Origin of the sequence: Butyricimonas muris, assembly GCF_046365375.1 — a bacterium.
Taxonomy (GTDB): Bacteria; Bacteroidota; Bacteroidia; order Bacteroidales; family Marinifilaceae; genus Butyricimonas; species Butyricimonas muris.
Genome location: NZ_JBKEIT010000009.1, coordinates 225,104 through 247,234 on the forward strand (window position 1 = coordinate 225,104; position 22,131 = coordinate 247,234).

At 46.9% G+C, this 22,131-nt stretch carries 15 protein-coding genes; all 15 read right to left on the reverse strand.

Features of this window, described 5'->3' with window-relative positions; genetic code table 11:
- Positions 1-104: 104 nt before the first annotated feature.
- Positions 105-1,274 (reverse strand): FecR domain-containing protein, encoded by a 1,170-nt coding sequence (locus tag ACK8P8_RS15575; protein WP_410026033.1) that lies wholly within the window; start codon positions 1,272-1,274, stop codon positions 105-107.
- A 93-nt stretch (positions 1,275-1,367) separates the two neighbouring features.
- Positions 1,368-1,907 (reverse strand): RNA polymerase sigma factor, encoded by a 540-nt coding sequence (locus ACK8P8_RS15580; protein ID WP_099290087.1) that lies wholly within the window; start codon positions 1,905-1,907, stop codon positions 1,368-1,370.
- 85 nt (positions 1,908-1,992) lie between these two features.
- Positions 1,993-2,613, reverse strand: a complete 621-nt coding sequence (locus ACK8P8_RS15585) for a S1 family peptidase (protein ID WP_410026034.1) — start codon at positions 2,611-2,613, stop codon at positions 1,993-1,995.
- The gene (locus ACK8P8_RS15590; protein ID WP_410026035.1) at positions 2,607-2,903 is read right to left on the reverse strand and encodes a hypothetical protein; all 297 of its coding nucleotides are present in this window, start codon (positions 2,901-2,903) and stop codon (positions 2,607-2,609) included. The genes ACK8P8_RS15585 and ACK8P8_RS15590 overlap by 7 nt, the downstream gene beginning before the upstream one ends.
- A gap of 148 nt (positions 2,904-3,051) precedes the next feature.
- A complete protein-coding gene (locus ACK8P8_RS15595; protein ID WP_186977934.1) occupies positions 3,052-4,461 on the reverse strand; it encodes a thioredoxin family protein in 1,410 nt (469 codons plus the stop codon).
- 45 nt (positions 4,462-4,506) lie between these two features.
- Entirely contained in the window at positions 4,507-7,392 is a 2,886-nt protein-coding gene (locus tag ACK8P8_RS15600; RefSeq protein WP_410026049.1) for a GH92 family glycosyl hydrolase, read from the reverse strand.
- Positions 7,392-9,059, reverse strand: a complete 1,668-nt coding sequence (locus ACK8P8_RS15605; protein WP_410026036.1) for a metallophosphoesterase — start codon at positions 9,057-9,059, stop codon at positions 7,392-7,394. The genes ACK8P8_RS15600 and ACK8P8_RS15605 overlap by 1 nt, the downstream gene beginning before the upstream one ends.
- A 4-nt stretch (positions 9,060-9,063) precedes the next feature.
- Positions 9,064-10,197, reverse strand: a complete 1,134-nt coding sequence (locus ACK8P8_RS15610; RefSeq protein WP_410026037.1) for an alkaline phosphatase — start codon at positions 10,195-10,197, stop codon at positions 9,064-9,066.
- Positions 10,197-11,171, reverse strand: coding sequence for a metallophosphoesterase family protein (locus tag ACK8P8_RS15615; protein WP_410026038.1), 975 nt, complete (start codon positions 11,169-11,171; stop codon positions 10,197-10,199). Before ACK8P8_RS15615 ends, ACK8P8_RS15610 begins: the two co-directional genes overlap by 1 nt.
- Positions 11,172-11,276: 105 nt before the next feature.
- Positions 11,277-12,569 carry a hypothetical protein gene (locus ACK8P8_RS15620; RefSeq protein ID WP_410026039.1) on the reverse strand — a complete coding sequence of 431 codons (1,293 nt, stop codon included), beginning with the start codon at positions 12,567-12,569 and terminating at the stop codon, positions 11,277-11,279.
- A gap of 4 nt (positions 12,570-12,573) precedes the next feature.
- Positions 12,574-14,046 (reverse strand): RagB/SusD family nutrient uptake outer membrane protein, encoded by a 1,473-nt coding sequence (locus ACK8P8_RS15625; RefSeq protein ID WP_410026040.1) that lies wholly within the window; start codon positions 14,044-14,046, stop codon positions 12,574-12,576.
- A gap of 12 nt (positions 14,047-14,058) precedes the next feature.
- Positions 14,059-17,607, reverse strand: coding sequence for a SusC/RagA family TonB-linked outer membrane protein (locus ACK8P8_RS15630; RefSeq protein WP_410026041.1), 3,549 nt, complete (start codon positions 17,605-17,607; stop codon positions 14,059-14,061).
- Between the two features lie 172 nt (positions 17,608-17,779).
- Entirely contained in the window at positions 17,780-18,943 is a 1,164-nt protein-coding gene (locus tag ACK8P8_RS15635) for a FecR family protein (protein ID WP_410026043.1), read from the reverse strand.
- 90 nt (positions 18,944-19,033) lie between these two features.
- Complete coding sequence (locus ACK8P8_RS15640; RefSeq protein ID WP_369860839.1) at positions 19,034-21,115, reverse strand: NHL repeat-containing protein; 2,082 nt, start codon at positions 21,113-21,115, stop codon at positions 19,034-19,036.
- Positions 21,116-21,498: 383 nt separating this feature from the next.
- Positions 21,499-22,074 carry a sigma-70 family RNA polymerase sigma factor gene (locus tag ACK8P8_RS15645; RefSeq protein WP_186977956.1) on the reverse strand — a complete coding sequence of 192 codons (576 nt, stop codon included), beginning with the start codon at positions 22,072-22,074 and terminating at the stop codon, positions 21,499-21,501.
- Positions 22,075-22,131: the final 57 nt, after the last annotated feature.

Consider the following 22,131-nt stretch of genomic DNA (forward strand, 5'->3'; position numbering starts at 1 on the left):
ACTCGAGTTACACTTTTTTTTCATAACTTTGTTTCTGAATTTTACATTGAATTAATTTATTGAATGTATTCTGACAGGTAGCGTGGGGGCGTTACCTGTCTTTTTCATTCACACACGTTTATAGTCCTATCTTTTATATCAAATTTCACTCGTTTTGTCTGTTCTATTCTCCTTAATATTTGCTCTATATTTTCGTAGCGCTTAACTTCCACGGAAAACCTCATGGACTTCACCCCCGGGTTCACGTAAAAAATATTCACGTTATACCAGCGAGCCATGACATCCAAAATCGTTTCCAAATCCGTATCCTCGAAATAAAAAATTCCCTCACGCCACAACGAATAATTCCGAGCTTCAACCTGTTTCACCTCAAACCCAAGTTTCCCGTTCTGCCATATTCCTTGTTGATTAGGTATCAAGGTCACGCTATCTGCCCCTCTTTGCAATTGTACTTTCCCCTCGACCAACGTCGTGACCACCCTTTCGCTGTACGCCGAAACATTGAAACTTGTACCCAGCACCCTAACATTCACACCATTTACCGCCACGACAAAGGGTTTCCCGACATTCTTCGCCACCTCGAAATATCCCTCTCCCGTCATCTCCACTTTCCGCAGGTCCCCGGTAAAATGAACGGGATATTTTAAGGTTGACTCGGAATTTAACCAAACACGGGTTCCGTCCGCCAACTCCAAAGCAAACTCTCCACCGCGGGGTACTCTCAACGTGTTATACCTCTCGCCCGCTAACGGTATCTCCACGGAATCACTCCCCGTGTACTTTACCATTTTGTCCGATGTTTGAATTTCAGTTCCTCCCGCCTCTTCTATGCGCAATCGTGTCGTGTCGTTCAACTCGACCTTGCGCCCGTCAGCCAATTGCAATTGGGCCTTCACCACACCATGAGTAATGGCAACCATCTGCACGGGTACTTGCTCCCGTGATGTATCCCGGCTTATAAACCAAAAAGCCGCAATTGTCAATGGCAGTACAATCGCCGCCGCGTATCTGCTCCACACGATACGCCGTTGTTTCCTTATCCGTTGTTTCGTGAGTTCCCAACGGGCATCTGTCATCCGTCGTCCCGCGGCTTGTTCTTCCCACACTTTATCGTTTGTTTCCAACGATATTTTCAACCGCTCGTACTCCTCTTGATGTCGCCCGTCTTCCGCGAGCCAACGGGATAATTCCTCCCGTTCCCTCTCGTCCATTGTTCCCGTCAGTTCTTTCGCTATCAGCCGGGCAATCATCATTCGTCGTTCTAATAAATCCATATAATTATTGTTGTTTTACCCTAGAGATTACTTCAAAACCCAAGTGGGTGGGTAAAACAGCAAAAAAAATTCAAAGAAAGACGATTTTAACATTTAATCGCTCAAAAGGAACGTCAAAATAAGGAAATAATTTTTTGATAATAAACCTCTTAATGTCACGTAAGCCGATTTCTTCAAATCTTTCACCGTGTTCACGGAAATCTGTAACTCTTCGGCAACCTCCGTGTTGTTCATACCTTCCAAATTCAATCGAATAATCTCACGAGTCCGGGGTGGCAATTGCTCTATTGCCGCGTACAAAATCCGTATGGTTTCCTGACGTGTCGCCTCTTCCAGAAAATTATAATCATCCGCATCATCTTCATCCAACTGTGCGAAATAATGCTCCGCCGCACGTTGATGTTTACAATGATTCCAGTACAAATGCCTCGCCACCGTGTATAAAAAGGCCTTCCCGTACTCCACGGAAATAATCTCCTCCCGCCGCTCAAACACTCGCATGAATGCCTCCTGCGCCAAATCTGCCGCCAATTCATCGTCACCCGTGTAACGTCGCATAAACGCCTGCACGGCTGGAAAATTCTCCCGAAAGAATTTCTCAAACTCTTTATCTGACTTAATAACAACACCCATGATGTTGCAAAAGTAATGATTTATTCAATTAATCCAACACTGAAATTCCATTTGGAAATACATCAATATCTCATCCAAAATTTTTTCACTTTTGTTTTGGTGATTTTATCACCCGTCGCAACGAACTCACCGGAATGGTCAACTTCACGTTCATTTGCAAATGATAAGGCGGTTGATTGGAAAAGTATATCGCACGGATACTCGATACCATCGACACCATATTTCCCCGGTCATCCATGATCGGACCGCCACTTGAACCTTTCGCGAAATCAGCGGTCATCTCCATCCTGCGGGAAAAAGGATCACCCGGGTTCAAGGCAATCGTCCGTGACACCCTGCCGTGCGTGTACGCGTACGGGTAGCCTTCCGGGTTACTCAACAAATGCACGTTCGCCCCCGCCGGAAGATCATCGCCCAAGGGCATCGGGGTAAGCACATCCCCCCGGGTATCAATCTTGAAGAAAGCCATATCCGCCGCCTTGTTAAAACTGAGAATTTCCGTGATAGGGTAAGCCCGACCGTCCTCTGTCGCCACGAATATCACGCTATCCGCCGGGTTCAACTTCGCTGCCGGATCAAGTAATTCCCAAAACACGTGAAAGTTGGTCACGCAAACACCGTCCGCTGTCAACACGACGGCTGTTGCCCACCCGTAAACCATATCCGGACGTGTCGTCACTCCTTGGTATTTATTTACCGTCAACACGCTCGCCCGCCTTTCCTTGCCTTGATTATATTCTCCGGTGTCATCTCCCGTTTCCCCGCACGCCGGGGCTCGATATTCACCGGAGTACTCTCCTTCACCCCTTGCGCTTGCTGCCGCAACGCCCGCATTCCCTTGAATAAAGGCAACACCCCTTCCTTCTTCAACGAATCAAGCAAAGCGGCCTCCTGCCGGGTATAATCCCGGTAAACCACCTCTTGCGCCATGCCTCTCCCGTTCCCTACTAAAAAACAACACAACAAAATACACGATAACTTACTACAAAATTCCATAATCATCTTTTTAAATTTAATGTACACCCATATAACAATTCAGAAAGGCAAAAGAGGTATCCGCCGCGAAAAAAAATTCCGCCACTCCCGTTTTCATGTATTAATGAAACAGAAGTGGCGGTAACCACAAAAATGCATTATCTTCTACTTACAACTTCCTGTTATTCACATCCCTCAATTTCCATTCCAACTCTTTCATAAGTGCTTTATTGTCACTCCTAATATCTTTCTGGAAATAAATTGCTTGCTCCAGCACCGTCTTGGCATCCTCGAAATACCCGATTCGAGCCAAAAAATCAGCTACATAGAAAGCCGTTTCACCATACAAGCGATTCGCATTAAAAGCATAAAGAACCCACTCTCTACACGACTCCTTAGTCTTTTCATCCGAAGGTGAAAGTTTCCAGAAATAATCCGTCCACTCCACGATACGGGGTGTCGTGAGTTCCCCGCGCTTCAAAATACCTCTGGCAAACGATTTCAAAAACTCCGTCTGCCCTTCCTTACGAATCTCATCTATCACACGATCCTTCTCCGCCTTCATCAAAGTATCGAGGGGATATTCTTGCATCAACCGTTCCATAAAACGAGGAAATTCCACCTTGAACTCCTCTTCCCCAACACGATTTTCCGCCCAATAGCAAAGCTTAATATACTGAGGCGTAGCAAAAAACAAGCCACGCCCTCGAGAGATATCCAAATCTCCATCCAACACGTTACCGTTCGGGTATATCTTCCCTCCATAATCGGCGAACTTCGCTTTCAAAACCAACAATTCGTTCAACCATTCCCAGTTTGCCGTTTGAATACTCTGTTTCAAAAATCTCGAAATATGATACTGCACGGGAAATACCGTGTAATAAATAAAATCCCCGTAAAACTTCTCATCCAAAATCCGCCCGTCATTGCTAACCTTCATCGTTTCATCCACCAAACGAGTCATCAGTTCCTTGTCATACAAAGACATCTCTTCGAGTAACTTATTATTTTTGCTAATCAACTCCTCGGTCGGCATAGCTTTCAAACAAAGATTCACGGCCGCCGGCTTGTTACGCTCATTGGCAGATTGATAATATTCATACAGCATATCCCTATCGGCTGTTCCGTTTTTCACGGCTGCCACAAAATTATCTTTTCCCCCGTGACGCTCGTACAGGGCAATCATTCTCCCCTCGGAAATAAAATGCTCTGCATTCCCGGCTCCCGTCATTTTATGCACCACATCCCCTTTGCCATTGATAAAATAGAATGTCGGGTAAGCATCCGCCGGATATTTCTCCGTGAATTTCTTACCTTCCGGACTCTCGGCATCTATTTTATAATTGATAAAATTCGAGTTATAAAACGCACCCACCTTTTCTTGGGGGAAAACTTTAGTTGCCACTTGCTTACAGGGACCACACCAAGTGGTGTAAACATCCACGAAGACCACTTTATTTTTCTTCTTTGCTTGAGCCAAAACTTTATCCCAAGTACCCGACTCAAACTTCACACCTTGCGCCTCAACCGATAGAGAAGCAAACATCACGCAAACCAACAATAGTACTACTTTTTTCATATTCTAAAATATACTGTTAATAATTTATTTATCCATACACTCACTCTAGCGAGTTACTTTTTTCCATTTCCATTCCAAAAACTGCCCCTCGTAATCCTCGAAATAGAGAAGTCGAAAGGGGTGATACCCCTGTTGCAGGGCAATACGCCCGAATGCCGACACGGCTGCATGAGAACCGTCATTATCAACCACTTTCCGGTCACCGACGTAAAGTACGCTACCATCGTCAGACTTCAACTCGAACTCGTAAACACCCCGTGACGGCACCCGAATCCAGCCTTCCCAAATGTAACCATAGTGGTCCTCACGAGGAGCTTGGTCGATGCGAATCACGGGCATATAACCGGAATCCGCGGGCTGAATCTTTTCCATATCCTCCACGCCGGTAAATTTACCCTCGTAATAGCGATAGCGAAAACCTTTATTCAGGGCGTGCGGTCTTTCAGCAGGACGATAGACGGCTTTTACCGCCGGCAATTCCAGCAATCGACTGGGGAGATACCCCTCCTTGAAACCCCGCACACGAAGAATCGCGGAAGAATCCAAACGAATCGCCTCGTGATACAAGGGAGAAAACGAGGTAGGTTCACTACCGTCCAGCGTGTAATGCAATTCGGCACCGGAGGTCGTACATCCTATTTCAAAAACAACGGCATCCTCGAAAAGATAAAGGTCTCGCGAAACATAGGGAATGGCAACCTGCTTATCACGAGTCATGGAATAAGGTTGCCCCGAACCGTAACCGCCCCATTCCGTACAAGGCTCCGCCGAAAGTTCAAACGACAACTCACCTCCTTGCATCAATTCCTCGTAAGTAATAAAACAACGCTTCATTTCCCTACCATTCAGACACACCCGGCGGATGTAAGTATTAGAAGCGGGCTCATTAGCCGTAATGACCAATCGTTTGCCATTTGCCAAACAAATCGTCGCCTCGGGAAACAAAGGGGACGTGAGAATAAACTCGTTGGAACCGGGACACACGGGATAGAACCCCAGACTGCTCATAATGTACCAAGCTGACATCTGCCCACAATCCTCGTTACCGCAAATGCCGTCAGGAGTCGGTCGGTACATCTCTTTCAAGATGCGACGTACCATTTCCTGCGTTTTCCAAGGCTGTCCCGCGTAAGTATAAAGATACGCCATGTGATGGCTCGGTTCATTGCCATGGGCATACTGACCAATCAATCCGGTAATATCGGGCAAATCGCTCTCGACCGTCGAAGTCCCATGGAAAAGAGAATCCAAATCCGCGAGAAACATCGCCTCTCCCCCGTAAAGCTGTATCATCCCCCGTACATCATGAGGAACAAAGAAACGATATTGCCAAGCATTAGCCTCCGTGTAAGCACGCCCAACCCGGCAAGGGTCAAACGCCGGTTCCCAATTACCGTCCAATCGCTTGGGACGAAAAAAACGACCGAAACCGTCAAATACATTCGCGTAATTACCGGCACGGAGAGCGAAACGCCGTGCTGTTTCACTCTCTCCCAATGCCGTAGCCAAACGGGAAATACACCAATCGTCATAAGCAAATTCCAACAGGCAGGATACGGATTCCCGTCGTAAATCGGAAGGAATAAAACCATAACGGGTATAATAAGCCGCCCCTTTGGCGTTTTTCTCGGCAGAAAGAGTCATCGCCTCCAACGCTTGGCGGGCATCAAAACCGCGGATACCTTTCAAATAGGCGTCCGCTATCACGGAAACGGCGTGATAACCAATCATCGTATTCGTTTCACCCGAGGAAAGCGACCAAATGGGAAGTTCTCCCGTGACATCATAAATATTCAGCATGGAATTGACCATATCGCCGACCAAAGTCGTATCCAGAAGCGTCATCAAAGGATGCCATGCTCGAAAAGTATCCCACAAAGAAAAAGTAGAATACTGCTTACGGCGACCGTCAACCTTACCCGTCTTCATATCATGACGCCGATAGTCACCATTGGCATCACTGACTAAATTAGGCGTGAGAAAACTATGATACAAGGCGGTATAAAAATTAGCACATTCATCCGCCGTGCCCCCCTTCACCCGTACGCGGGAAAGCACTTGCCGCCAACGTTGTTCCGCTTCCCGGCGGAAATGGTCAAATCCATCTCCCGTGAAATCATGTTCCAGATTATCGCGAGCATTTTCCTCGCTGACGCACGACAACCCCACGTACATTTCCACGGACTCCTTCGGTAAAAGGCGGAACGTGGCAATAACCTGCAATCTTTCTCCCGTGATGGAATCGACAGAATCAACCGTTTTTCCCTCTTTCACCCATCGTAGAGAATGAAACGGACGGGAGAAACGAGCTATAAAATAAATATGCTGATTATCCACCCACCCGGAAGTATTACGTCCCCCGCGTATCTCGTTATCACCGGTTCGTTCCATCCGTGCCTCTTTGATTTTATCGTCACTCAACGCGTGCGCCAAATCCACAACAATCGACACCTCGCCACCCCGCTCGAATGTATAACGATGCACACCCGTGTAAGGGGTTGCGGTCAGTTCCGCTTCTATTCCCTCCGCAGGCAACTCCACCCGATAATAACCGGGCATAGCCTCTTCCCGTTCATGAGAAAACGGATGAGGGGGCATCCAGTCGGCAGTCCAGTCAGGCGAAAGCTCTCGGGAAGAGGGATATACCAGAATATCACCCCAATCGATGCAACCCGTCCCGTTCAAATGCGTGTGCGAAAACCCGAACAGAGTTGAATCACTATAATGATAACCGGAACAGGCATCCCAATTCCCTCGCCGCGTATCCGGACTCAACTGCACCATCCCTTGCGGCACCGTTGCCCCCGGATACGTATGCCCGTGGAACCCCGTCCCGACAAAAGGATTGACTGCATTAACCGCCGAATCTTTCGGCTCGGAACAAGCCACACACAGCAACAACGCCATGTACGCCGTATTTATTATTTTCATCATTCAAGCAACTTACGTAACATCTTCAAATCATCCGTACCCACCAAATCAACACCTATCTCTAAAAACAATTTCTTCACCGCTTTCCTCTCCGGCTCCCCCCACCAACGGAAAAGCTTATTCTCGCCATGAGCCTTATCCAGTATCTCCTTCATCTTCCTGTACTCCTCTTCCGGCATCTTCCCTCTCCCCCGCCAAGTAAAATAGCGGGAATAATGATCACTGACCACCGGAATCAACGTAGTCGGCTTCCCGACCCCGAGATCCCAAATCATCCCGTCGAGAAACATAAAGCGACTCTGTTCTCGCGACAACACACGCGTGGGACGTTTACCGGAGATAAAAAGCAACACGGCTCCTTCCCGGTATTCCCCCTCGTCCAGCGAGCAAAAATATTTCCGGTAAGATTCCATCTTCTCTTTCAACACTCGATAGAGTTCCTCCGCATCACTTTTAAACTCAACCATCAAGAAAAAAGGGCGATCACTACCGGGATACACCTTTCCCCCGTTTGCCTCTATCCGTGCCACCAAAGGTTTCAAGTACATATTCTCGAACGTGCGGGCAGCTCGACGAAAAAACGGCTTGCTATGCCCCACGTACACGTCCCCGTCTATCAGCCACAAATCCGCCTCCACGCAATTAAAGCGACAGGACAAGGCGTCCTCCAACGGACGGCGGCGCCAATAGTCATTATGCGAAAACGCGTTATAGTGAATCTTCTCCCGAGCCTTTACCGGAAGCGTACGATTCAACACCGGCTCCACCGTTTCCAACTCCCCCTCCCCGTTTTTCCAACGGCAGGAAGCCACCGTCACCCGGTCATCCTTGATGCGCAACACGGCAAAAGAGCCATTGCCATCCTCGTCTTTCCAAGCGTTATTCACCTCGTAAATCGGGTATCCCCGGTACTCCGGCATCATGGCTATATGCGTATGCCCGGCAAAAAAAGCGGCAACATTATATTTGTCAAGCACGTCGAACAACTCCTCCCGTGCCTCCCGAGGCCACCATTCGATTGCCCACGAGTCCGTGCCATAGTGCTGAATATAAACAACCGGTTCCCCGTTGGAAGCGTACGTCTGCAAATCCGCTTTCAACCACTCCAAATTACTCTCGCAATAGGAAGTATCTCCCGCGTACCGTTGCGCGTGCACTAAATGCACATCCCCCGCGTTCCACGAATAACTCCGGCTGGAAGGATGCCAGTTCAGAATCTCCCCGTTTCGCAAACGAACAACCAAAAGAGAATCCAAATAATTCTTTATCAACTGCAAATGTTCCTCGTTATTGGGTGCGCCATCCCTCGCCACGTCCAAATCATGATTCCCCAAACCGGGATAAACCGGAAAATGAATCCGCCTTTCCCCCTCCCCGCGTTCATACCGCTGACGGTAAAGGTCAATGATTTCCGGACGGGAACGGTCAAATATATCACCGGCTATCACCACGCCGTTCACCCGGCTAATCACCTCCCCGTCGGGCATCACGAAATGTCCCGGCACCCGATTCATCGCCACCACGTGATAGTATTGATCCGTCTCGGGCAAAAAATCGAAATGCAAATCAGCCGCGATGATAAAGGTAACATCCCGTTGTCCGCAAGCAACCTTCCCCGCTCCCGCCCACACGACAAGGATAAAAAACAATGCAATATATTTCACCATCTCTTTATAATTTCAACAGCGATTTAATCTTCTCGAAAATATCGGTATTTTCATAAATACCCGTGAACGCTTCCGCCCCGGGACCAAAGGCATAAACCGGAACCATAACACCGCTATGACTACCCGTGGAAAACTTACCCACGATCTCACCTCGTTCCAAATCACCGCCCACCAAAGTCAGTCCTCCGGTTTCATGATCGGCAGTCACCACCACCAGCGTATTCCCGTCGGCAGCCGCCCACTCAAACACCTTACCTATCGTACGGTCGAAATCTAATACCTCCTCCACCAGAGGACGAAGTTGATTGGAATGCCCGTAATCGTCTATCTGCGACGCCTCCACCATCAGGAAAAAACCTTTTTTGTTACGCGACAAAAGTTCCAAGGCTTTCAAGGTACCCTCCGTCAGCATCTCTTCCCGCTCTGCCGGACGAGGCAAATCGTGATCCGCCCAAACGGCAAGCACTTTTCCGCTTTCGATAGCGTCCAATTGCTCCTTATTCTCCGGAGTCCGGTACCCCAACGCCCGCATCTCTTCCATAATATCACGACCATCCTCCCGTTCACAAAAATACCGCTTACCGCCACCAAAAATAAAATCGACACCACACCCCACGTAATCCGCGATAATCGCTTCCGCCTGCTCCCGGTCACTATTGTGCGCGCAGAAAGCCGCCGGAGTGGCATCATTCAAACGACAGGTAACCACAACCCCCGTGGACTTGTTTTTAGCGGCAGCCAAATCCGTCAAAGTAGTCAACGGCTTCCCGTCCGGATCAACCCCCACCGAATGGTAGCGAGTCTTATGTCCTGTCGCCAAAGCCGTACCGGATGCCCCGGAATCGGTAATCAAACGGTCATAACAATAAGTCTTCGCCAACCCCACGCATCGGCAATTCTCAATATTCAACTTTCCCCGGTTGGCAGCCCAAGTGGAATACATCGTCATCAGACTCATACCGTCGCCAATCATAAAGACCACGTTCTTCACCTTCCCTTTCGTCGGGGATACAATCTTTTTCACCGGGCTCTCCTTGTCCCAAGTCACTTTAATTTCACGGTCTTTGCCCTGTCCGGCAACCATTGCCGGACAAATGAGCAAAGCGCACACAAACAACACAAAACACAATCTAATCATTACTTCAATTTTTTCAAGTCTTCAAAATCTACCGGATACTTGCATCTGTTTTTCGCCTCCCCGCCTTTCAGCCGGACATACGTTTCAAATTCCCGTTTCCCTTCCGTCAATTCAATCACCCGCACCCCCGGTTCCAAACACCCGTAGGCATTTTTCCCGGCGGACACACGCCCGTATCCCAACGCTATATCATAATATACACCTATAAAGTCATTTTCATGGTCATGCCCCGCGAACACCCCCATCACCTGCCCCGACTCTTTCAACACAGTAAACAACCCGCTATTCAGCCTCGGGCAACAAATTTCTTCCAACCTCACCCCGAACGTCTTCCCGTTCCAAGCATGGTTATATTCCGGCAACGGGATATGCATAAACAGCAGCGACGGACACTCTCGTCTTGCGCTCTGCTCCCGCAACCAAGCTATCTGTGAAAAATCCACCCACTGGTATCCCCCCACCTCTTTCAACTCGCAATTACTATGCGAATCCAAAAAATAAAGCACAGCAGCCGTCGCCCGGCTCTGCTTCCCCTCTATCTCCAACACGTAATTCCCGACACCCTTCACGTTCCCCTTGCTCATCAAGCAATTGGGAGCCTCCTTCACCATCTCGTAAATCTCCTCCCGACTCATTCCCTGCTCGTGATCATGATTCCCGAAAACCATCGTCCACGCCACCCCGCACGTTCTCATTTGCTCCACCAACCGTCCCCATGTCGCTTGCGGATTCAACTCTGTCACCTGATCCCCCGTAAACACCACCAAGTCCGGTCGCTCCTCCCGTATCACCTCCTCCAACAATTCAAAACACACTTCCGACTGCCCTTTCTTCTGGTTAATGTGCATATCAGTCACCTGCACGATCTTAAACCGTCCCTCCCCGTCAAACTTCAAGCGAGATTGAGCTACCAAACCTCCCGCCCAAAAAAGCAATAACAGCAGGACAGAGAAAATACGACATCCTCTATTCATAAACTCACAATTCAATAAAATCACACATTACAACATAGTAAGAGTAAGGAAGAAACCTTTCTTCGATTTCTTCCTTCTCTTAATTCACAACATATCAGCACATTATTAATCTTCTTTTCCTGTAAAAGCCCATTTGCTCTTCCAAGCCCAACGGAGCGGGCAGTTATCCGTGATAGTACGGATACGTTTCATCTGATCCATAGTAATGTCAGTTCTAAAAGAATAGGTATCCATGATATTCGTGGAATAAAATAACAATCCATTCTCGGTTACCTTCAAACGATTATTAGCATCATTTCCATTATTGTCATACCACGCTTCCTTATAAATATCATAAGGCACAGTGTCCTCGCAATAATCCGATGTTATCCCTTCTTCTCCCGTGTACTCTGTCGGCAACAATCCAAAAAACATTCCCACTTGACCAAGTTGTCCCCACAATAAATCGTCACCTGTTGAAAACTGCTCGAGATCAAACATCATACCGATATCACTAAGACTCCAATCATCTTTCTCCATCGCTTCAAATTCCTCCTCGGTTTTCTCCTGCATAGCAGGTATTCCCTCCAAAGGCTCTGTTCCAGCCAATATAAAACGAGGAGGTTGTGCAGATGTCCCCGCCACAGTTTCTATAATCCAGATATTCAAATACTTTTTATAATCCCATAAAAGTTTTTTAGCTTGATAACCTTTAATCTCGCCTTCAACATTCTGTGAAAAATAGTGCCAATCCGATCCCATCTCAGGCGCAGACCACCGATTTATCCCTTTCTCCTGCATTTTTGTTCCATCAGGAGCATATTCAGCTAATTGGAAACGAATACGAGTATCAACACTATTCGGGCCAAAAACGAGTTTACGCTCAAAGCTATTCACCATCGTATTGAAAAACTCGTAAATCAAACTTGCGTCCAACTTCGCACCCCCGGTTACACTCTCTGTAGTTTGCGCCACGTGAAATACCACGGGATAGGTAATCGTTTCATACTCGTCCGCCGCAAAAGGTTGCCGCAATTTCACGGTAAACAAATCGGATTTCATTCCGTCTGCCGTGATATAAAAACTCACTTTCCCTTTTGAAGCATCAGTCGTCTTGTATTCCGGTCCCTCCAATTCAGTTCCATCTTCCAAGAAATACTTCACCATATCACTGGGAATCCTATCCACCGGTATTCTACCATATACTTTCTCTCCATCTTTCCCCTCTGCTACTTGATAAAGTTTCGGATCCAATGTCAAAGTGGCGACACCATCAGCAATCAACTGCTCAGCATCTGCACCTAACTCTACTTTTTCAATTTCAACTTTGCTAAAATCGAGCAACTCACCCTCTTCCGGTGTACATCCATTAAAAATGCCCAGCGATAAAAGTAAATATAATAAATTCTTTGTCTTCATAATGTTAATCTTTTAATTGCCAAACCGGATTTTGCTTTAATTGCTTGTTATTCTCCAACTCACTTGTAGGAATCGGGAACGTGTAACGATAATCTCCCGCACCATTCAATGTATAGGTCTGTCCCATAATTGTACGCTCCGTTTTTACTCCCAAACGTTTCATATCCATCCAATTGTAATCTTCTTCACCTATAAACTCCTTACGACGTTCGCGATAGATATCTTGCAACAACCCCTCTTTATCCGAAGGAGTCGTATAAGTTCCTGTATATCTTGCCTCTTTAAAACGCTCCAAGATTGCTTTTGCTTCATCCAACTGATCGGTCATTACCAATGCCTCTGCCTGAATTAAGAACGCCTCTGCCAACCGGAATCCGATAAATATATTTCCATAAGTAGCCCCATAAATATTATATTTATTAAAATACTTCCTTGATTGAGTACCTACTCCCGGCATACTAACAGATCTTCTTCCAAAAGAATATTCATTCCGAATATCTCCTTCCGAATCAGGAAAATGAGTACTCAAAAATTCTTCATCAACTAATAAATTTCTATAGAAATAACTATTACTCATAGCAGTACCATCAAATCTTATACGCAAAGCCGCTTCAGTATTCGCTACTGCACTATTTTGTGTTTCTGCATCAAATAACCTGGATAAATTATCCGGATTCTTCTCCAATTCCGCACCATCTGTTTCTTTTGAAGCATACAAGATTGCATTTTTCCAATCATCAGCCTCCGCCGCAGGAGAAAGTGCTTTAAATAGATAAACTTGTGCAAACAAGCGATTTACAACATGAGTATCGTACATCCGGTTAAAACTACTCCGCATAGGTGTACGTTCCAAACGAATTTCCGCCTCATGCAAATCACTCAAAATTTGGGCATACACCTTTGTCTGAGGAGCACGGGACAAATCCACATCCTCGAAATCATCATAAGAATTCAAACACAAAGGAATACCCAATTCATTATTGTCATAAGGAGCAAAATACTGAACCAATTTAAAGAAACAGTATGCACGCACAACGTAAGCCTCTCCCATTACATAATCCCGCATATCTTCCTCTCCGGCAGCCGTTTTTGCTTCATGAATATATAAATTCATCAAACCGATAGGCCCATAATACCGTCTCCAAAAACCCTGAGTCCCTTCCGACCTCCAATCTGCTTGTTCCACATCCTCAACCGTCATTCCAGCATCATCTGCTGCTAAAAGATACAAATCAACCTCACTTGCATAAGAAACCATGGGAATATCTTCTCTGAAACGACTGAAAGGATTACGCACCATCTTAGTATGTCCATCCCCCTCAGCAGGCATACCATACAAAAAACTGGATAACGCCTGCTTGATACTTTGCAAGTCCTCCATCGAAATCACGTTCTTAGGAGTTACATTCAAAAACTCTTTACAAGAGGTAACTCCTAAAACCAATAAAAAGCTAATTAAATATATAAACTTTCTCATAACATCCGTCTTTTAAAAGCCCAAAGAAAGATTAAACATATAAGTACGAGGATTCGGGTAGTTGAATGCCCCTCCGGTAGTCACGTCCAAACCGCTGTACTTCGTAAATACAAACACGTTGCTCACCTGCAATCCCACACGACAACGGCTCAATCCGATATATTTGAACCAATCACCGCGCAAATCATAGGATACCGTCAAATCGCGGAAAGCCAAGAAATCGGCCTTTTCATACTTATCATCCGTCAACATCTGGTGATACGAAGCCCCCCTAAAGCTATAACGAGGCGTATCGGTAATGTCCCCCGGAGTCCGCCAACGATTCATGGCACTCTTTAAACGATTAGTACGAGAGAAATGTACTTCACTTCTTGTACTTCCGTTAGGTGCATATTTCCGCTCGTTAAATGTTTCCAATCGATGTCCCGCGCTGTAAGCAAAAGCGAGACGTACCTCCAACTGTTTCCAAGACAAGGTAGAACTAAATCCTCCGGTCACTTTCGGATTCAAAGTTCCCAAATTCACCAAAGAGGCTTTCAACACATTTTGGTCAAGCTCGCTATCCGTATCCTCCATTACGTACGGGATCTCATCTATCGACACCTCTTTATTCTCCGCCCACACTTCTCTGGCTCTCTCTGTCAAATAGAACATGGCATTACCCGTGGCAGGATTTACCCCAGCGAAACGGTGTCCGAAAATGGTTCCGGTAGCATACCCCTCGATATTGGCAGTACTACCAGCCCAATTCACATCTTGAAACTCCTCAAAATTCTTAATAAAGGTATCGGTAATCTTGTTCTTGTTTTGCGCGATATTGAAGGAGTTTACCCAATACACATCCTTACCCAAATCCAAACGGAGATTGATGTTGAATTCCCATCCCTTATTCTCCAACGAGGATACATTGGTACGGATACTTTCACGCCCGTAAGAAATAGGAGTAGTCATATCTCCCAACAAATCGCGGGTGGTATTCCAGTAATAGTTAAACGTACCACCGACACGGTTATTCCAAAAAGCGAAATCCAAACCGATATTCCGGTCTTCTTTATGCTCCCACTTGATATTCGGGTTCGGGAAAGTCACGCTTTCTGCAATAAACAAACCGTCATATTTCTCTCCACTCAAGTAAACCAACGGCATCGGGTAAGAACTACGGTCAATATTTCCCGTGTACCCGTAAGAAACACGTACCGCCAAATCGGAAATAAAGTTCACGTTCTTCAAGAAATTCTCCCGCATGGCATTCCAACGGAAACTGGCTGACCACAACGGGGTAAAACGGTTATCCGTACCGATAATATCCGCCCCATCAAAACGAGCGTTCACGTTGAATACATATTTATCCCGTAATGTATAAGTGAATGCCGCAAAGAAAGAAGCCGAACGGTCCTGTGCCTCTCCCGTACCCATCATGTTGTTGAATATATTTTGGCTTACAAAATTCTCATACTTGATTTGTCCTGCCGGATCGTCAAAAGAGGGGAAAGTGGTAAAACGATAGATCTGATTAAACTCCGGGAAATTATGGAAGTTATTATAACTCTTACTACCTGAAATCTCAGAACCGACAACAACAGAAAAAGAATGTCCCTCCAACTGATCGTTATTATAACTAAGCAATCCTCTCAACGCAAAAGCAGTGGAACGACCGGAACCTTCTCTCAAATAACCGTTATTATAACCCGCCGGTATTTCTTTTTCCGGATTTATCATCAATGCCGCTCTCACGAAACTTGCATTCGCGTAAGAAGCATACGTTTCAGGACCTGCCCACTTCTCCGTGTTATTCGTACTATACGTCAACGATCCGCTTACATCTGCGGTCAATCCTTCCATGATTTTGTAATTGAATCCCAAACGGGCAGACACATCCGAGGCAATACTCTTATTCTGCGTTTCATCCAACTCACGCAAGATATTGAATGTATCGAACCTATAACCATATTTCAAATCACTCCAGTTGTCACCCAAATAACTCAAATCAGCAGCGTAACTACCATCCTCGTTGTATGGCTTTTCGTACGGGTTAGCAAAAACCGCATACTTGAACGGGTCTACAGCAGAAGCATGATCAACATCCTCGCGATAATTTCCTTCTACTTGGAAATGCAATTCCAAATTCTCTATAGGTTTATGACGAACTTCCAATTTTGCGCCCAAATTATTATAGTGATTACTTTTCAATACACCGTCTTGACCGCTATAATTCAATGAAGCATAGTAGTTTGTTTTAGCTGAACCTCCGCGCATCGACAAGAAATGAGAATGCGAAAATCCTTTCCGGAAAATCTCGTCAAACCAATCTGTGTTCGTGGAACGCAACCGATTTAACTCGGCATCATATTCTGCCGCACTAATACGTCCTTGTTTATAATTATCGTAAATCTTACCCGCTAACCCGGCTTGATCGGCACGATGGAAATCCCGCATCAACTGAAGCTCAAAATCCACCTTCTCGCGACCGTTCATAAAATCCAAATCAATGCTCGGTGCCGATACTATACCGAAACTACCGTTATAACTAAAAGTAGCATCCCCTTCGAAACCGCGTTTCGTCTTGATCACAATCACACCGTTAGCAGCTCGCGCACCGTAAATAGCCGATGCTGCCGCATCCTTCAAAATCGTGATTGACTCGATATCCGCCGGAGAAAGGTTACCGATACCGTGATCAAGTGCAGACTCCTGAATATTTCCCGCGTTAAGCACGTTAATGGATGCCACACCACCTTGCAAGGGCAGACCGTCTACCACCCACATCGGCTCCTTGTTACCCGATATAGAGTTGTCACCCCGGATACGAACACTCGCCCGTGTTCCCGGAGCTCCGCTGGTCTTGAAAGAATACAACCCGGCAACCTTACCTTCCAAAATTTGGTCTATGCTCTTGAATGCACTATTCTCCAACTCCTTGGCAGTAATCACCGTCACCGAACCTGTCATTCGATCCTTGCGGATTTCCTGATAACCGGTCACGACAACCTCATCCATCTCGTTCACCTCTTCCTCCATGTAAACCCGAATCGTGTCTTTCAACATCTGATCGGTCAAAGCCAAAGTCTTCCTTTTATACCCCACGAATGAAAATTCCAAAGTCGCTTTCTCGGTCAATTCCATGGTAAACCACCCGTTCACATCGGTAGAAGTCCCGAGGGGTACCCCTGCCACTTTCACCGTCACTCCCGGCAAAGCCTCCTTGTTCTGGTCGTACACGAAACCTTTTACCCGAAACGCTTTTTTCTCATCCTGCGCGGGCTTCACGGCAGGAGTAATCACGATATAATCGTCCACGAACTTGTACGTCATACCGCTTCCGGCAAGTACACGTTCCAGCACATCTGCCAACTCCATGTCCTTGAAATCCGCGTTCACCTTCTTCCGCAACGCCAACCGGTCGTCATTATAAATCACGATCTTGTTCGTTTGCTTACGAATCTCCTCGAAAACCGTCTTAATCGACGTTTCCCCCAAATTCATACTCAATTTTTGCTGTGCCAAACTGTTCGCGGATAACGTACACACGAAACAGACACACAAAATCCATGTTAGTTTCATAATTCTCCATAATTGCTGCCGCTTATTTTTTGACAAAACAAGCCACACTACATTACTTTTTTCATACATTTGTGAATTAAGTGATTCTTAATGCTCCCCCGGGAGTGACTACCGGATCGTGCTCCCAACACTTTCCGGTATTTTTATGCCCCTTCGGAAGCGGTTTTCTACTTTATTTTCCGTTAACTATAATTGCATTTCCATTGATTTTAAAAGTTACATCCGTCGTTGCCTCTATCAAAGAAAGAATATAATCCATGTCATTATATTTCCTGAAAGCACCCGTGAACTTCAACTGCTTCAAACGCTCGTTACTGAAAAAGAAACTCACCCCGTACCAACGTGCCAACTTATCCCCCAACTCCTCCAACGGCATCGCGTCAAAATTCAAAGTCCCCTTTTTCCACGCGGCATAAGCATCCGCATCCACCGTACGCACCTCGTATTCACCACTCTCGTTATTCATCACGAACTGTCGGTTCGGGGTCAACACCTCGCTAATCTTCCCGCTCGTCACGTCCACCTTCCCGTTCACCAAAGTGACTTCCGTGCGGGCATCCTTCTTGTAAGCCATCACGTTAAACCCGGTGCCCAATACCGTCACGTCCAACCGACTCGTGCGTACCACGAAAGGACGCTCCTCATCCCGCTCCACCTCAAAATAAGCCTCTCCTTCCAACTCCACCAATCGCTCGCTCCCGGTGAACCGTACCGGATATTTCAAGCGGGATTCCGAATTCATGTAAACGACAGTCCCATCGGCAAGCAACAAACGGTACTCCCCACTAACAGGCACAATCAACTCATTATAAACCGTTTCCGTCACTCCACCACCTTTCTCCCGGCTATAATCAATATAATCCTTCTCCCGCAAAATCGATTGCCCCTTCTCCCGTATCGTGTCCGCCTGTTCGCCTCCCAAAGCAACCCGCTCTCCCGACGAAAGCACCAGCAACGCCTTCGACTCCCCGGGCTTACCCACCGGAGCCTGCACCATCGCCACGGGCATCTTCTCTTCCCCCGACGGCAAAAACATCCACGCCAACCCGACCACCAACACCACTGCCGCCGCCACACTCCAACCAACGCGCAACAAACGCCTCCGTCGATGACTTTCCCGCTTATGCTCCACAGCTTTCCACGCGGAACTCATCTCCACGTTTTTCCACCTCACGGCATACTTCCCCGTGTACCAAGCCCGCTCCACCTTGTGAAAAAACACTCGATGCTCCTCGCTCTCCCGCACCCACGCCTCCAACTCACATCGTTCCTCCTCGCTTGCATCTCCTGCTAACACACGGTAAATCAACTCTTCTATGTAATTCGATATAGTCATACTTTGTTTTTTATACAAGTAAGACTAAATAAAAATCAAAACGGGTGAATGAAGGGTGTATTTTTTTTGAAAAAAAACAACCATACGCTCCTATTTCAACTCCCGCGTGGGAATAGCGTAAAGACACGGCCCGTCCTTCGTGCGGTCGACAATAAGCAACGTGCTACGGCGGATACAGAACTTCTCGGGGGCTTGCAACGTGATGCCACCGACCGTCGTGTAATCCTTCACGGTATCCCCCGTTTCCGGGTCAACTTCGCAAAACTTCTCGTTGCCGTTAGAAGTCACGAACAACCTACCCTTGTAAAAATCCAGCGCGTAAGGCATGTTACGATAAGCCAACTGCTTGACACGTTTAAGCGTCACACCCTCGCGTATATCACCAAGAGCGAAAACATCTATACGCTTGGACGGATGGGTGGAATAAAGCAATCCCGCCCGTTCATCGACCGCCATGCCGTAAGCGGCGCTCACCTCGCCCAAATGCTCCGACCGAATGTACAAACGCGGTGCCACGTTTCCGGGCGTCAACACCCCCTCTTCCACGAAATTGACATAACGCTTGTCATGAATCGCCACCATCCCCTTGTAAAGCACAACGTCGAAAGCGTGCACGGTTTGAGAAGGCCCCGTACCCCACGCCCCGGTTCCGATACACGTGACAAACCGGTAATCCCCCGCGTCGAAAATCTCCGTGCGACTCCCCTCGTGAGTGACATATATCTTCCCGTTAGCACGCGTAACACCATTCGGTCTACCACCGAACGTTTCCGTTTCGTCCCCCCGCGACCATTCCCGGATACCATGCAAATGCTGTTTCATACTGTTAGGCTCGAGATTGAACACCTCCACGCTATAATTATTGTCAGCATCATTCACCACGTACAAGGTATTCCCGTACGCGTACACGTCTTTCGGGCGGAAAGTGGCGGCCGTTGCCCCGGGCACATCCGCGTAATCCAATCGGAAAGTCAGCGGCATACCGTCATCCCCACCCGTGTCCGTCACCCCGCGCAACGGGGACAAACCACCATCTAGGGCATCAAGTTCCGGATCCTCGATAATATATTTTGACGCCACGTATATATCGTCAAAATACCTGTTCTTGCACTTACGGGTATGCAGGAAACGGCGGGAGTAAACGGGCAACTCCTTTTCACGCGACAACTCGACGTACACGTTATTACACAAGGTAATCCACCCGGGTCCCGTCTGCTCATAGGTCATATTCCCGGCATGCCCGTATCCCACGCAATGCGCGAACTCATGAAAAAGGGTTTCCGTGATGCTCTTATCATCGGCATAATGCTCAAGGTAACACACCTCGTGCATCCCGTACGTCGTGCCGCCACCCAATCCCATCACACCCGTGGTATAACCGAAAACCAACCCGCGGTGATTAAGCACTCTTGTCAATAAAGCATGCTTGTCAATCTCCACCCTGTCATTGTTACTATGTAGAGGTCCGAACTCGTGCAACGCCTTCTCGAACTTCTCCGACGAAAACATATAACTCATGTTCAACGCAATCGCCACCGCCTCACGCGTGTGTGAAGCCTTCATTTTATACTTCCAGCTTGCCTGCGTGTCGCTATACCTGCCGAAAGCGATATTCCATTTACAACGGATAGATTGCAACCTTGCCCAATAAGGATCGTCACACTCGATTCTAAAAGAGATATCCTCCGCCGTCAAGTCCGGGTTTGCCGTGATAAGAATCTTTTTTCCGCCGCGAGTGTACGCGGTCATATCCGTGGTGACAAAAGGCACAGGCACCCGAAGCTGTTGGAACGGCATGATTTTCTCGAGCGACATAAACTCGACCTCCTCGTCGTACCCCTCGATGGTTGCCCAAATCGTCACGCCTTTCAAGGCTCTCGGGCTATAAAAACGAATCTGGAAATTGAGCTCGTCATCCAGCGAAATTTGCAAGGGCTGCGTCACGAGAAAACTTCGCTGCTTCGAATCGAAATAAACATCCGGGGATTCGTCATCATTCAACAAATAATACGTGTTATTCTCGTTATAATCCGCCACCGTCAACCTGACGGGTAATTCATTATCCACAATATCCTCGTCTTCGACAACTGTCACCTCATCCTTCTTACAACCGACCAATAGTAAGAATATGCCCACCCAAAACAACAGGCAGGTTGAAAAAAATCTTTTCATCGTCTGTCTCTGTTTAAAACTACATTCTACTTGAAAATAATTACTCCTCATGAAAAAGGGTGGCAAATATATATATTTTAAAATATTCACGCAAAGCTATCACTTCATATAACCTTTAAGAGGGCTTTAAGCAGGATATAAAACCGGGTTGGGTGAGTTTTGGGCGACTATTAGGTGACTATTAGGCGGCATCGCCTACACTTAGCCTACTTATAGCCCACTCTTCGCCCACGTTTTAACAAGAAATAATCTAATTTAACTTGACAAATATTCAAGCCATCCCTGCCATGAACATTCCAACGGGAAACAAGCATAAACCAATAAGGCTCAATATGGTGTAGCACGAGTATAGCTTCAGGATAGCTACGTTACCCCGCGTCGGTTCAACTTTCCGAATTACCCGCGCAAACGAATAATAGAATCAACTCCTGTTCGCTTTGCAGTTCTTCACGCAAAAGCCGCATCCCGTTGCGCAACAAAGTTTTCACGGTGTTCAAGGATACATGCAACTCGTCGGCTGTTTCCTGATATTTCATGTCCTGCATCAACACGCAATTCAGCACCCGTCCCGTCTGTTCGGGCATTCGGGCTATCACGGCAGTTACCCTATCCACGATTTCTTGGCTTAAAGCCGCCGCCGAATCTGCCGCCACGTCAATAGACGTGAAGTCCACGCGGGCACGCATCACATCGTTCTTGTGCAAGTATGTATAACAACTGTTGCGCACGGAAGAGAAAAGATAAGAACTGAGCGCCTTGCTCTCGATACGTTCGAGATAATCGTCTTCCCACAAACGCACGAAAAATTCCTGAACGAGATCTTCCGCCATCGTGTCGTCACTGATCAATGTCCCGGCATACAACACCAGAGGACGATAGTAACGATCGAACAGCACGCGAATCCCGTCCTTACGATTCTTCGTGAACCTGTCAAGTATATCTCTATCATCTTTCCGCATCAATACAAAAATAAATCTTTTTCACCAGTGACACACCAAAAAGGAATAATTTTATTT